The organism is Pseudomonas sp. Irchel 3E13, assembly GCF_900187455.1.
Classification (GTDB): Bacteria; Pseudomonadota; Gammaproteobacteria; order Pseudomonadales; family Pseudomonadaceae; genus Aquipseudomonas.
Genome location: NZ_FYDX01000005.1, coordinates 236,112 through 248,652, shown reverse-complemented (window position 1 = coordinate 248,652; position 12,541 = coordinate 236,112). Strand labels below are relative to the sequence as shown.

The 12,541-nt window shown below is 62.5% G+C and carries 11 protein-coding genes and 1 pseudogene; 6 read left to right on the top strand and 6 right to left on the bottom strand.

Annotation, left to right across the window (positions count from 1 at the left end):
- Positions 1–17: 17 nt before the first annotated feature.
- On the bottom strand, positions 18–410 hold the full coding sequence (msrB, locus tag CKW37_RS10255) for a peptide-methionine (R)-S-oxide reductase MsrB (RefSeq protein ID WP_095155589.1): 393 nt from the start codon (positions 408–410) through the stop codon (positions 18–20).
- Positions 411–577: 167 nt separating this feature from the next.
- On the opposite strand from msrB, the gene CKW37_RS10250 reads away from it, so the two are divergent.
- Positions 578–1,789 (top strand): pyridoxal phosphate-dependent aminotransferase, encoded by a 1,212-nt coding sequence (locus CKW37_RS10250; RefSeq protein ID WP_095155588.1) that lies wholly within the window; start codon positions 578–580, stop codon positions 1,787–1,789.
- A 213-nt stretch (positions 1,790–2,002) separates the two neighbouring features.
- Entirely contained in the window at positions 2,003–2,890 is an 888-nt protein-coding gene (gene htpX / locus CKW37_RS10245) for a protease HtpX (protein ID WP_095155587.1), read from the top strand.
- Between the two features lie 56 nt (positions 2,891–2,946).
- Here the strand turns inward: htpX and CKW37_RS10240 are convergent, their stop codons facing one another.
- Positions 2,947–3,600 carry a thiopurine S-methyltransferase gene (locus CKW37_RS10240; RefSeq protein WP_095155724.1) on the bottom strand — a complete coding sequence of 218 codons (654 nt, stop codon included), beginning with the start codon at positions 3,598–3,600 and terminating at the stop codon, positions 2,947–2,949.
- A gap of 104 nt (positions 3,601–3,704) precedes the next feature.
- Here CKW37_RS10240 and CKW37_RS10235 point away from each other — a divergent pair, with 104 nt between their 5' ends.
- The gene (locus tag CKW37_RS10235; RefSeq protein WP_095155586.1) at positions 3,705–4,472 is read left to right on the top strand and encodes a class III extradiol ring-cleavage dioxygenase; all 768 of its coding nucleotides are present in this window, start codon (positions 3,705–3,707) and stop codon (positions 4,470–4,472) included.
- Positions 4,473–4,548: 76 nt separating this feature from the next.
- On the opposite strand, the pseudogene CKW37_RS10230 reads toward CKW37_RS10235, so the two are convergent.
- Both CKW37_RS10230 and CKW37_RS10225 read right to left on the bottom strand, forming a co-directional pair.
- A pseudogene (locus tag CKW37_RS10230) lies at positions 4,549–6,244 on the bottom strand (DEAD/DEAH box helicase).
- 319 nt (positions 6,245–6,563) lie between these two features.
- On the bottom strand, positions 6,564–7,316 hold the full coding sequence (locus CKW37_RS10225; protein WP_095155584.1) for a spermidine synthase: 753 nt from the start codon (positions 7,314–7,316) through the stop codon (positions 6,564–6,566).
- Positions 7,317–7,454: 138 nt separating this feature from the next.
- Here CKW37_RS10225 and CKW37_RS10220 point away from each other — a divergent pair, with 138 nt between their 5' ends.
- Entirely contained in the window at positions 7,455–8,801 is a 1,347-nt protein-coding gene (locus tag CKW37_RS10220; RefSeq protein ID WP_095155583.1) for a class II 3-deoxy-7-phosphoheptulonate synthase, read from the top strand.
- On the opposite strand, the gene CKW37_RS10215 is transcribed toward CKW37_RS10220, so the two are convergent.
- A complete protein-coding gene (locus CKW37_RS10215; RefSeq protein ID WP_095155582.1) occupies positions 8,782–10,023 on the bottom strand; it encodes a winged helix-turn-helix domain-containing protein in 1,242 nt (413 codons plus the stop codon). The genes CKW37_RS10220 and CKW37_RS10215 overlap by 20 nt on opposite strands.
- Positions 10,024–10,103: 80 nt before the next feature.
- Positions 10,104–10,853: a sulfite exporter TauE/SafE family protein gene (locus CKW37_RS10210; RefSeq protein ID WP_095155581.1), complete on the bottom strand. Its 750-nt coding sequence runs from the start codon at positions 10,851–10,853 to the stop codon at positions 10,104–10,106.
- A gap of 110 nt (positions 10,854–10,963) precedes the next feature.
- Here CKW37_RS10210 and CKW37_RS10205 point away from each other — a divergent pair, with 110 nt between their 5' ends.
- Complete coding sequence (locus tag CKW37_RS10205; protein ID WP_095155580.1) at positions 10,964–11,926, top strand: LysR family transcriptional regulator; 963 nt, start codon at positions 10,964–10,966, stop codon at positions 11,924–11,926.
- A 47-nt stretch (positions 11,927–11,973) separates the two neighbouring features.
- On the top strand, positions 11,974–12,435 hold the full coding sequence (locus tag CKW37_RS10200) for a MarR family winged helix-turn-helix transcriptional regulator (RefSeq protein WP_095155579.1): 462 nt from the start codon (positions 11,974–11,976) through the stop codon (positions 12,433–12,435).
- Positions 12,436–12,541: the final 106 nt, after the last annotated feature.

Sequence of the window (12,541 nt, the reverse complement as noted above, 5' to 3'; positions counted from 1 at the left end):
ATTGAATGAACGCGTTTTCAGCGCGGTACCAGGTCCAGGCACACCGAGTTGATGCAGTAACGCAGTCCGGTGGGTGGCGGTCCGTCGGGGAATACATGACCCAAATGGGCATCACACTGGGCACAGGTGACTTCGGTACGGATCATCCCGTGGGAGGTATCACGTATCTCGATCATCGCGCTGTCTTCGATCGGCTCGTAGAAGCTCGGCCAGCCACAGCCGGAGTCGAATTTTGCCTTGGAATCGAACAGTGGGGCCTGGCAGCAGATGCAATGGTAGACGCCATCGGTCCGGGTCGCGTTGTACTTGCCGCTGAACGGGCGCTCGGTACCTTTCAGGCGACAAACCTGATACTGATCGGGGTCGAGCATCGCACGCCATTCTTCAAGGGTTTTCTCTAACTTTTGCATGTGCAGGCCTCGGCAAATCAAAAAGCCCGTGCAGCTTCTTTTCGTCTGTACGGGTGGCACGTATTATTGCGCCTCAATTCAGGCGTCAGTCTGGCACCCGCGTTACTCGCATTTCAAACCTTTTCAAAGCGCAGTGCGCGGCGATCTTTTCCAAACGGGATCACATCATGCAGGTCAGCAAATCGAACAAGCTCGCCAACGTCTGCTATGACATTCGCGGCCCGGTGCTCAAGCACGCCAAGCGACTGGAAGAGGAAGGCCATCGCATCCTCAAGCTGAATATCGGCAACCCCGCGCCCTTTGGCTTCGAGGCGCCAGAAGAAATTCTCCAGGATGTGATCCGCAATCTGCCGACCGCCCAGGGCTACAGCGACTCCAAAGGCCTGTTCAGCGCCCGCAAGGCGGTCATGCAGTACTGCCAGCAGAAGCAGATCGACGGTGTCGGCATCGAGGACATCTACCTCGGCAACGGCGTTTCCGAACTGATCGTGATGTCGATGCAGGCCCTGCTCAACAATGGCGACGAAGTGCTGATCCCGGCCCCGGACTACCCGCTGTGGACCGCTGCGGTCAGCCTGGCCGGCGGCCGGCCGGTGCATTACCTGTGCGACGAGCAGGCCGACTGGTTCCCTGACCTGGAAGACATCAAGGCCAAGATCACCCCCAACACCAAGGCCATGGTGATCATCAACCCGAACAACCCCACCGGCTCCGTGTACTCTCGCGAAGTGCTGCTGGGCATGCTTGAACTGGCGCGCCAGCACAACCTGGTGGTGTTCTCCGACGAGATCTACGACAAGATCCTCTACGACGAAGCCATACACATCAGCAGCGCATCCCTGGCGCCTGACCTGCTCTGCCTGACCTTCAACGGCCTGTCCAAGTCCTATCGCGTGGCCGGTTTCCGCTCCGGCTGGCTGATCATCTCCGGGCCCAAGCAACACGCCCAGAGCTACATCGAAGGCCTCGACATCCTGGCCAACATGCGTTTGTGCGCCAACGTGCCGTCCCAGCACGCCATCCAGACCGCCCTTGGCGGTTACCAGAGCATCAACGACCTGGTCCTGCCGCAAGGCCGCCTGCTGGAACAGCGCAACCGTACCTGGGAACTGCTCAACGACATCCCGGGCGTCAGTTGCGTCAAGCCGATGGGTGCGCTTTATGCGTTCCCGCGGATCGACCCGAAAGTCTGTCCGATCCTGAACGACGAGAAATTCGCCCTCGACCTGCTGCTCTCGGAAAAACTGTTGATCGTCCAGGGCACCGCCTTCAACTGGCCGTGGCCGGATCACTTCCGCGTGGTGACCTTGCCGCGCGTCGACGATCTTGAGCAGGCCATCGGTCGCATCGGAAATTTCCTGAAGACTTATCAGCAGTAGCCTACAGTCATACCTGTGTCTGAAAAGGCGCAGGTACTTTCCCCTATTACTTCCCCCTTTCCTACCTGCGGCTCTGGACCGCGGGTTGGATTGGTGTGTCCGTCTCCCTGACATGTACACAGTTTGAAATAGTCGCTCGGTTGAATCCCAAAGGCGCGCACCTTATATACCCGCATACGCTACATATCTATCCGTCAGGAGAACGTAACAACCATGATGCGCATTTTGCTGTTTGTGGCCACTAACCTTGCGGTCGTGTTGGTCGCCAGCATCACCCTGAGCCTGTTCGGCTTCAATGGGTTCATGGCGGCAAACGGGGTTGACCTCAAGCTCGATCAACTGCTGGTGTTCTGTGCGGTGTTCGGCTTCGCCGGCTCGCTGATCTCGCTGCTCATCTCGAAGTGGATGGCGAAGATGAGCACTGGCACCCAGATCATCACCCAGCCGCGCACCGGTCATGAGCAATGGCTGCTGCAGACCGTCGAGGAGCTGTCGCGCAATGCCGGTATCAAGATGCCGGAGGTGGGTGTCTTCCCGGCCTACGAGGCCAACGCCTTCGCTACCGGCTGGAACCGCAACGACGCGCTGGTCGCGGTCAGCCAGGGCTTGCTGGAGCGCTTCTCGCGCGACGAAGTCCGTGCAGTGCTGGCCCACGAGATCGGCCACGTCGCCAATGGCGACATGGTGACCATGGCGCTGGTGCAGGGCGTGGTGAACACCTTCGTGATGTTCTTCGCGCGGATCATCGGCAACTTCGTCGACAAGGTTATCTTCAAGAACGAAGAAGGCCAGGGCATTGCCTACTATGTCGCGACCATCGTTGCCGAACTGATCCTGGGCATCCTCGCCAGCATCATCGTCATGTGGTTCTCGCGCAAACGCGAATACCGCGCCGACGACGCAGGTGCCCGCCTCGCCGGTACTGGCGCGATGATCAGCGCACTGCAGCGCCTGCGCTCGGAACAGGGCATACCGGTGCAGATGCCGAGCACCTTGAATGCCTTCGGCATCAACGGCGGCCTGAAGCAGGGCCTGGCTGGCCTGCTGATGAGCCACCCGCCGCTGGAAGAACGCATCGAAGCACTGCGCCGTCGCGGCTAAGCGACACTGAAACGAAAAAGGGCGACCCGCAATGGTCGCCCTTTTTTCATCCCGCCTCAGCCTCGCAGGACGTAGACCCGCTCCAGCAACCGGCTGACGCCCGCCTGGAGAAACTTCCAGCTCTGGCCGAGAATGTCCTGCTCGTCCTCGGCGAGGATCTGCCAACGCGGCGTGAACAGTCGCCGCACCTCGTCATCGGTGACGGCGAACGGAGGCCCGTCCAGTTGTGACTGATCGTAATCCATGGTCACCAGCACAGCCCCACAGCCTGTAGGCAGGATCGCATTCAGATGCGCTGCGTAACGCTCGCGCATCTCCGATGGCAGGGCGATCAGCGCGGCGCGGTCGTACAGGCCGACGCAATCAGCCACATCGGCGGCGCTCAACTGGAAAAAGTCTCCGCACCAGAGCTCGATGCCTTCACTGCGATAGCAAGTGAAGGCGCCATGCTCGAAGCACTCGGGCTCCAGTTGCTGCTCGGCAAAAAAGTCCTCCACGGCACGCTGCGACAACTCCACCCCCAGCACCCGCAGCCCCTGCCCCGCCAGCCAGGCCAGATCCAGGCTTTTGCCACACAGCGGCACCAGCACCCGCCCACCGGCGTTGATACCCAGTGACGACCAGTACTGCGCCAGATAGGAATTGACCTGCTCCTGATGGAAACCGATCTGGTTGCGCTCCCAGCGCTTGTGCCAAAAATCCGCGTGCATGCCGACCTCGAATAATTCGATCAAATACTGCGAAAACTTATATTAGATTTAGATCAATGATCTGCCTGAAGATGGTGGCCATCATAACCCTCAGGACTTCCGAGATGCTCCCCAGCCTGTTCATTTCCCACGGATCTCCCATGCTGGCCCTGGAACCGGGCGAAAGCGGCCCGGCCTTGGCCCGACTGGCTGCCGAACTACCTCAGCCAACAGCCATCGTGGTGGTGTCGGCACACTGGGAAAGCCACGACCTCTGGGTGACCAGCGCCCCAAATCCCGCCACCTGGCATGACTTCGGTGGTTTTCCACAAGCGCTGTACGCCGTGCAGTACCCGGCGCCCGGCGAGCCCGTACTGGCTGAGCGCCTGGTCGCGATGCTTGCAGACGCCGGCCTGCCCACCGGCCTCGATCCAAAGCGCCCGTTCGACCACGGTGCCTGGGTCCCGCTGTCGCTGATGTACCCGGCGGCCGATATTCCGGTGGTGCAGGTTTCCCTGCCCAGCCTGCTCGGCCCGGTCTTCCAGGAGCGCGTGGGTCGTGCCCTGGCCCCGCTGCGGAAAGAAGGCGTGTTGTTGATCGGCTCCGGCAGCATCACTCACAACCTGGGCGAGCTGGACTGGCGCGCCAGGGATAACGGCGCCGCGCCCTGGGCCCTGGCGTTTCGTGACTGGATGGTGGAAAAACTGACAGCCAATGATAGCGCCGCTCTGCTCGACTATCGGCGCCAGGCGCCCTTCGCCGTTCGCAACCATCCAAGCGATGAGCACCTGCTGCCGTTGTACTTCGCCCGGGCCGCGGGTGAACGATTCGGCATCGAACACCAGGGCTTTACGCTAGGTGCGCTGGGAATGGACATCTACCGCTTCGATTGACCTTGCCCAACCTTCCGTCATCTCACAGGCAAAAAAAATCCCCGAACCAGTCGGGGATTTTTTATTTACTCGCGGATCAGTCTTCGCGATAACGGCGCAGTTTCAACTGCTTACCGGCAACGCGGGTGTCCTTGAGCTTGGTCAGCAGACGCTCCAGACCATCTTCCGGCAGTTCAACCAGGCTGAAGCTGTCGCGCACCTGGATGCGACCGATAGCTTCACGGGCCAAGCCGCCTTCGTTGAGGATCGCGCCCAGCAGGTTTTTCGCGGCGATACCATCGCGAGCACCCAGAGCGGTACGGCAACGCGCACGGCCTTCACCCAGCGGGATCGGCGCACGACGCTCACGCTCGCCACGCTCCGAACGCTCACCGGTACGCTCGCGCGGAGCGGAGGTCGGAACCAGCGGCTGCTCTTTCTCTACAGCTTCCAGGGTCAGGGCCTGACCGTTGGTGGCCTTGCGCAGCAGCGCAGCGGCCAGGGCACGTGGGCTGCAACCGATATCGGCGGTCAGGCGATCCAGCAGATCACCATGGGTCGATTCTGCGTCAGCAACCAGCGGCGCCAGGCTGTTGGTCAGTTTCTTGATGCGGGCATCGAGAACTGCCTGGCCGTTCGGCAGGCGAACTTCGGCAACTTTCTGACCGGTAACACGCTCGATCACCTGCAGCATGCGGCGCTCACGTGGAGTGACCAGCAGCAGGGCACGGCCTTCGCGACCGGCACGGCCAGTACGGCCGATACGGTGAACGTAGGATTCCGGGTCGTACGGCATGTCAACGTTGAACACGTGAGTGATGCGCGGTACGTCCAGACCACGGGCAGCGACGTCGGTAGCGACGACGATGTCCAGGCGACCATCCTTGAGCGAGTCGATAACGCGCTCACGCTGGTTCTGGGCGATGTCACCGTTCAGTGCAGCAGCCTTGTAGCCTTTGGCTTCAAGAGCGCTCGCCAGATCCAGGGTGGCCTGCTTGGTGCGCACGAAAGCGATCAGCGCGTCGAATTCCTCGACTTCCAGCAGACGCAGGACGGCGGAAACCTTCTGGTCGGCGTGGACCATCAGGTGAGCCTGCTCGATGGCAGTTACGGTCTGGGTCTTGGTCTGGATCTTGACGTGCTTCGGCTCGCGCAGGTGGCGCTCGGCGATGGCACGGATCGAGGCAGGCAGGGTGGCCGAGAACAGAACAGTCTGACGGCTTTCCGGCATGGCCTTGAAGATGACTTCCAGGTCATCCATGAAGCCCAGTTTCAGCATTTCGTCGGCTTCGTCGAGAACCAGGTGGTTCACGGTAGCCAGGACTTTCTCGTCGCGACGCAGGTGGTCGCACAGACGGCCAGGGGTAGCGACGACGATTTGCGCGCCGTTGCGGATTGCTTTGAGTTGTGGGCCCATCGGGGCACCACCATATACAGCCACCACGGTAACGCCCGGCATCTGCTTGGCGTAGGTTTCAAAAGCGGTGGCTACTTGCAGCGCCAACTCACGGGTTGGCGCCAGGATCAGGGCTTGCGGCTCGCGCTTGCTCGGGTCGATACGATTCAGGATGGGCAGAGCGAAAGCGGCGGTTTTGCCGGTACCGGTCTGCGCCTGGCCGATCATGTCATGACCGGCGAGAATGATCGGGATGGATTGTTGCTGAATGGCCGAAGGCTCTTCGTAGCCAGTAGCGATTACGGCGGCAACAATACTTGGGTGAAGATTGAGAGCGGCGAAGCCGCCGATTTCCTGGGTCATGGGTCTGCCTCTAAGTGCATCCGCAAAGACCCATGCTCCAAAGCTGCACATGCCTTGTAAGACCCGAAGGTCACCCTGGCAGCTTTGTCGGCGGGGATTTGCGAAAACGATTGAAGATAAAAGAACGTCCAAGAAGAGTCCGCGATGCGGACGCGCAGCCGAAGCTGACTTCGGGAATTGCACGACTTGAACGAGGTCCGTTGAAAGACCGGCGCGCACTATACCCGATTTTGTCGCCTCCGTGAGACCTTTTTTCGGAAAACGACGAGCGCAAGCCTTGGAACGACAAGCCTTGCCGAACTCCAAGGCCCCAGGAGTGCCTGACACTGGGGCTGATAGCTGAAACGTTTTATTCAGGATGCCGGACGAATCACCTCGATCAACGGTTGCAGCGAGTAGCCCAGGCGCGGCGCCAGGGCCTCGGCGCGGGCCCGCAGGCCGGCCTGGTCAAGGGTCTGGTCGAGGTCGGCCGGCACCAGCAGGATCACATTGCCCTCCTTCACCGGCAGCTCCCAGTAATGACGATGGTAGAGCCCGCGCAGGAGTGCCGCGCCGAGTGGCTTGCCGTCATCGCCGGCCCACTGGTTGATCACCAGCCAGCCGCCCGGATTCAGATGTTTCTGACAGTTTTCCAGGAAGCTCCAGGCCAGATGCGCAACGCCCGGGCCGTGGTCGGTGTAGAGGTCGACGAAAATCAGGTCAGCCATTTCCGCAGTTGGCAGCAGTTCCATCGCATCACCGACGCGGATATACAGACGCGGGTCGTCATCCAGACCGAGGTATTCGATGGCGAGGCGCGGCACGTCGGGGCGCAGTTCGATGGCCTCGACGTCCTCCAGCGGCAGGAACTTCAGGCAGGCCTGGGTCAGCGTGCCGGCACCGAGGCCGAGAAACAGCGCGCTTTCCGGCAGCTCATGGCAGAGCGCACCAATGAACATGGCGCGGGTGTAGTCGTATTCCAGCCAGCTCGGGTCAGCGGTAAAGACGCAGCTTTGCTCGATCGCTTCGCCGAATTCGAGAAAGCGGTAGTCCTCGACCTCGAACACACTGATGGTGCCGAATTGATCGTGGACCTGCGCCAGCAGCCGCTCTTCCCGGTCTGTCATGCTGTCTCCCGGCAACCTGCGTGCCCAAGCAAAAGGCGGCATTGTCCGCCAATGTGTCCAGTGCAACAAGGCGTGTGCCTGGTGATAGCATGGCGGCAGACCTTTCCGCTTCTTTGCGATAACAAGACAGAGCCTGTGATGAGCCAACCCTGGAGTCCCGATAGCTGGCGCGCCTTGCCGATCCAGCAACAACCGACCTACCCCGACGCCGCGCGCCTGCTCAAGGTCGAACAGACCCTGGCCAGCTACCCGCCGCTGGTCTTCGCCGGGGAAGCCCGCGAGCTGCGCCGGCAGTTCGCCGAAGTCACCCAGGGCCGGGCCTTCCTGCTGCAAGGCGGTGACTGCGCGGAGAGTTTTGCCGAGTTTTCGGCGGCGAAAATCCGCGACACCTTCAAGGTGCTGCTGCAGATGGCGATCGTCATGACCTTCGCCGCCGGCTGCCCGGTGGTGAAAGTCGGGCGCATGGCCGGACAGTTCGCCAAGCCGCGCTCGGCCAATGACGAAACCATCAACGGCATCACCCTGCCCGCCTACCGCGGCGACATCGTCAACGGCATCGCCTTCGACGAGCCGAGCCGGGTGCCTGATCCCGAACGTCTGTTGCAGGCCTACCACCAGGCCACCGCCACCCTCAACCTGCTGCGCGCCTTCGCCCAGGGCGGTTTCGCCGACCTGCACCAGGTGCACAAGTGGAACCTGGACTTCATCGCCAACTCGGCCCTGGCCGAGAAATACAGCCAACTGGCCGACCGCATCGACGAAACGCTGGCCTTCATGCGCGCCTGCGGCATGGACAGCTCGCCGCAACTGCGCGAAACCAGTTTCTTCACCGCCCACGAAGCGCTGCTGCTGAATTACGAAGAGGCCTTCGTGCGCCAGGACAGCCTCACCGGCGACTGGTTCGACTGTTCGGCGCACATGCTCTGGATCGGCGACCGCACACGCCAGCTGGACGGCGCCCATGTCGAATTCCTGCGCGGGGTGAACAACCCGATCGGGGTCAAGGTCGGCCCGAGCATGAATACCGAAGACCTGATCCGCCTGATCGACATCCTCAACCCCAGCAACGACCCGGGCCGGCTGAACCTGATCGTGCGCATGGGCGCGGAGAAGGTCGGCGATCACCTGCCGGGGCTGATCCGCAGCGTCGAGCGCGAAGGTCGCCAGGTGCTGTGGAGCTCGGACCCGATGCACGGCAACACGATCAAGGCCAGCAGCGGCTACAAGACCCGCGACTTCGCGCAGATTCTCAGCGAGGTGAAGCAGTTCTTCCAGGTGCACCAGGCCGAGGGCACCCATGCAGGCGGCATCCATATCGAGATGACCGGGCAGAACGTCACCGAATGCATCGGCGGCGCCCGGCCGATCACCGAAGATGCCCTGTCCGACCGCTACCACACCCATTGCGACCCGCGGATGAACGCCGATCAGTCGCTGGAGCTGGCATTCCTCATCGCCGAAACCCTCAAGCAGGTTCGCCGCTGAGTTCGACCCGGGCCAGCGCTGCGCGCAAACGCGCGGTGCCGGCCCGGGCACAATTGATCTGCACCCGCTCCAGGCCCAGCCAGCCTGCCAGTCGCCAGAGACTGACGGCCAGGGCCTCTATCCCCTGCTCATCCAGCCCCTGTTGTTCCTCGTGCAACGCGTACACAGCCAGACGCTGGTGCGCACGTTCGGCGCGCAAATCGACCCGCGCGGCAATCCGTTCGTGGTGCAGGAACGGCAACACGTAATAGCCGTAAACGCGCTTGTGCGCCGGGGTGTAGATTTCCAGCCGGTAGCGGAAATCGAATAGCCGTTCGGTGCGGTCACGCTCCCACACCAACGAGTCGAAAGGCGACAGCAAGGCACTGGTTTCGACCTTGCGCGGTATGCGCGGGCGATCGAGGCAGTAAGCCGACTGGGACCAGCCCTGAACCTGGCAACGCTGCAAGCGACCGTCCTCGACCAATTCGTGCAGACGCTGACGGCTGTCGGCGGGCGAAAGGCGGAAGTAGTCACGCAGGTCTTTCTCGGTCGCCACGCCCAGCGCCTGTGCCGCGTGCAACAGCAAACCGCGCTGGGCCTCGGCTTCATCGGGAACCGGCTGCGCGAGCAACGACGCCGGCAGCACCCGTTCCGGCAGATCGTAAAGCCGCTCGAAGCCGCGACGGCCGGCGACGGTGACCTCGCCAGCGGCGAACAACCATTCCAGCGCGAGCTTTTCAGCGCTCCAGTCCCACCACGGCCCGGCGCGCTCCTGGCGAGTCGAGAGGCTGCCGGCGCCCAGCGCGCCCTGCTCGGTTACCGCGGCGAGCACCCGAGCAATAGTCGCCTGCTGTTCGAGACCGAATTCCGCCAGTTGCCGATAGATGCCCTGGCCCTGCCGCGAGCGCTGCATGCGCCAGCGCAGCAGCGGATACAGTTCCAGCGGCAGCAACGACGCTTCATGCCCCCAATACTCGAACAGCTTGCGCTGACGGCCACGGCCCCAGGCCAATTGATCGAAGGTTTCAGAGGAATAATCGCCCAGACGGGAAAACAGCGGCAGGTAGTGGGAGCGCACCAGCGCGTTGACCGAATCGATCTGCACCACGCCCAAACGCCGCAGCATGCGCGCCAGTTGCGCGGTGCCCGGCGGTTGGCCGAGCGGCGGGCGGGAGAATCCCTGGGCGGTGAGTGCCAGGCGTCGCGCCTGGCTCAGCGAAAAGGACTGCGCGGTGGGCATGCCTGACTCCTTGTGAACAGGCCCACTACAGTAGCCGCGGAACACCGGGGCGGCGACTCATTTTCTTGCAGCAGCAGCGATCAGATCTTGAACCCCAGCATCAACGCGCAGACCACCAGGAAGCCGCAAAACAGCGAGCGCAGAACTTTTTCCGGCATGGCGTGGGCCAGTTTCACGCCCCAACTGATGCTGAGCAGGCCGCCGGCTGCCAGCGGAATGCCCATGGCCCAGTCGACATGCTGGTGCACGCCGTAGGTGAACAGGGTCACGGCGGTACTGGGCAGTGCCAGCGCCAGCGACAGGCCTTGAGCGACCACCTGAGTAGTGCCGAAAACGCTGGTCAGCACCGGAGTCGCCACCACTGCGCCACCCACGCCGAACAGACCGCCCATCACCCCGGAAAAACTGCCGAGCACGCCCAGCCATGGCCACGGATGGCGCAGTTCACTGGACGCTGGCTTGCTGCGCAGGAACATCCGCAACAGATTCCAGGCTGCCAGCGCGACCAGAAACGCCACGAAACCAATGCGCATCGCCCTCGCGTCCAGCCCCACCGCCCAGATAGACCCGAGCCAGGCGAAGACAAAACCGGCGGCGGCCAGCGGCAACGCATGGCGCAACTCGATGCGGTTGCGCTGGTGATAGCGCCACAGCGCCAGCATCACATTGGGCACCACCATCACCAACGCCGTGCCTTGGGCGAGTTGCTGATCCAGGCCGAACAACACGCCCAACGCCGGAATCGCGATCAGACCACCACCAATGCCGAACAACCCTCCCACCGTGCCCAGGGCTGCGCCCAGGACGATATACATCAACCACTCGATCATGCCGGCCTCGATTCAATAACCAATCGCGGCATGCTACCGGGACCGGTCTAGCGGGGAAACGCACAGCAACGCACAATGGCTTTGCCGATTTCGCATAAGCGAGCCCACTGATGAATCCCGATGCCCTGACCGAACAGCTCAATCTGTTCCTCGATGTACTGGAAACCAGCAGCTTTTCCGCCGCCTCCCGCCGCCATCCATTGACGCCCTCAGCGGTGGCGCGGCGCATCGACAACCTGGAAAACGCAGTAGGCAGCCGCCTGTTCGTGCGCAGCACCCACGCGGTACGCCCGACCCCGGCCGGCGTCGCCTTCGCCGAGCGGGCCCGGCGCATCGTCGAGGAACTGCGCCTGGCCCGGGCCGAAGCGGTGTCGCTCAGCAATGCGCCGGAAGGCCTGATCCGCATGGATGCGCCGGCAGCCTTCGGGCGCCGGCACCTGGCGCCGGCGATCGCCGATTTCCTGGTCGCCTACCCGGGTCTGGACGTGCAGTTGCGCCTGATCGACAGCTTCGTCGACATGCACGGCTCCCACTTGGGCGAGGTGGATCTGGTGTTGCGCGCCGGCCCGCTGGCCGACACCCGGCTGGTGGCCACGCCATTGGCGTACATGGTGCGCATCGCCTGCGCCAGTCCGGCCTACCTGCGTCAACGCGGCGTGCCGGCCAGCCCGGTCGAACTGGTACAACACGACGGCCTGGACTGGGACGGCCTGGCCCCGCCGTTTGCCTGGCGCTTCGAGGTGGACGGCCAGATGCGGGTATTCCGCCCCTCGCGCATGCGCATGACCGCCAACAACGCGGAAACCCTGTTGTTCGGCGCCCTCGCCGGCCTCGGCATCGCCCACTTGCCCACCTGGCTGGTCAGCGAGTACCTGCTGCGCGGCGAATTGCTGCCGCTGTTCTGCGAAAACGGCCTGCCGCAAGCCGAAACCAGTGGCATCTACGCACTGCGCCTGGAACATGAAACGAACTCTCGGAGCCGTTTGCTGCTCGAATTCCTCAAGAGCCGCTTCAGCCCGGTTCCGCCCTGGGATCTGGCCCTACAGAGCGAACTGAGCTGGCGATCGCACTAAAATCTTGCGTGCTAACATCCAAGGGTCCACCGAAGAAAAGGATTTGCATGAACGCTGACACCAAAGCCTCCGACAACTGCGACGAGTTGCTGCTCGACAATCAGGTGTGCTTCGCCCTGCACTCCACCTCCTTGTTGATGACCAAGGTCTACAAGCCACTGCTGAACGAGCTGGGACTGACTTATCCACAGTACCTGGCCATGTTGGTGCTGTGGGAACAGGACGCGTTGACCGTCGGCGAGATCAGCCATCGCCTGCTCACCGATCCCGGCTCCCTCACCCCGCTGCTCAAGCGCCTGGAAGCCGAGGGCCTGCTCAAGCGCACCCGCAGCCGCGAAGACGAGCGCGTGGTGATCGTCGAACTCACCGATGCCGGGCGCGCCTTGCAGGAACAGGCCCGCCGCGTGCCGCATTGCATTCTCGGCGCCAGCGGCCAGTCGGTTGAACGCCTCAAGGCCCTGCAGGCGCAATTGCTGGAGCTGCGCGACAACCTGCAAAAAAGTCTCTGACCGCTCTGCGAAGGGGTTTCTGGCCTGATGACCAGCCCCGTCGCAACGACCGTTGGGAAAAATTCGGAAATTTATCTTGCGCACTAAATATTTGTGAACTAACTTT

Bases quoted from the DNA above. Each gene is read 5' to 3' on its own strand.
- CKW37_RS10240 (WP_095155724.1), bottom strand. From the start codon at position 3,600: ATGCACGCGGATTTTTGGCACAAGCGCTGGGAGCGCAACCAGATCGGT.
- CKW37_RS10215 (WP_095155582.1), bottom strand. From the start codon at position 10,023: ATGCCCACCGCGCAGTCCTTTTCGCTGAGCCAGGCGCGACGCCTGGCA.
- CKW37_RS10235 (WP_095155586.1), top strand. From the start codon at position 3,705: ATGCTCCCCAGCCTGTTCATTTCCCACGGATCTCCCATGCTGGCCCTG.
- CKW37_RS10250 (WP_095155588.1), top strand. From the start codon at position 578: ATGCAGGTCAGCAAATCGAACAAGCTCGCCAACGTCTGCTATGACATT.
- CKW37_RS10225 (WP_095155584.1), bottom strand. From the start codon at position 7,316: ATGACAGACCGGGAAGAGCGGCTGCTGGCGCAGGTCCACGATCAATTC.
- CKW37_RS10220 (WP_095155583.1), top strand. From the start codon at position 7,455: ATGAGCCAACCCTGGAGTCCCGATAGCTGGCGCGCCTTGCCGATCCAG.
- htpX (WP_095155587.1), top strand. From the start codon at position 2,003: ATGATGCGCATTTTGCTGTTTGTGGCCACTAACCTTGCGGTCGTGTTG.
- msrB (WP_095155589.1), bottom strand. From the start codon at position 410: ATGCAAAAGTTAGAGAAAACCCTTGAAGAATGGCGTGCGATGCTCGAC.
- CKW37_RS10200 (WP_095155579.1), top strand. From the start codon at position 11,974: ATGAACGCTGACACCAAAGCCTCCGACAACTGCGACGAGTTGCTGCTC.
- CKW37_RS10210 (WP_095155581.1), bottom strand. From the start codon at position 10,853: ATGATCGAGTGGTTGATGTATATCGTCCTGGGCGCAGCCCTGGGCACG.
- CKW37_RS10205 (WP_095155580.1), top strand. From the start codon at position 10,964: ATGAATCCCGATGCCCTGACCGAACAGCTCAATCTGTTCCTCGATGTA.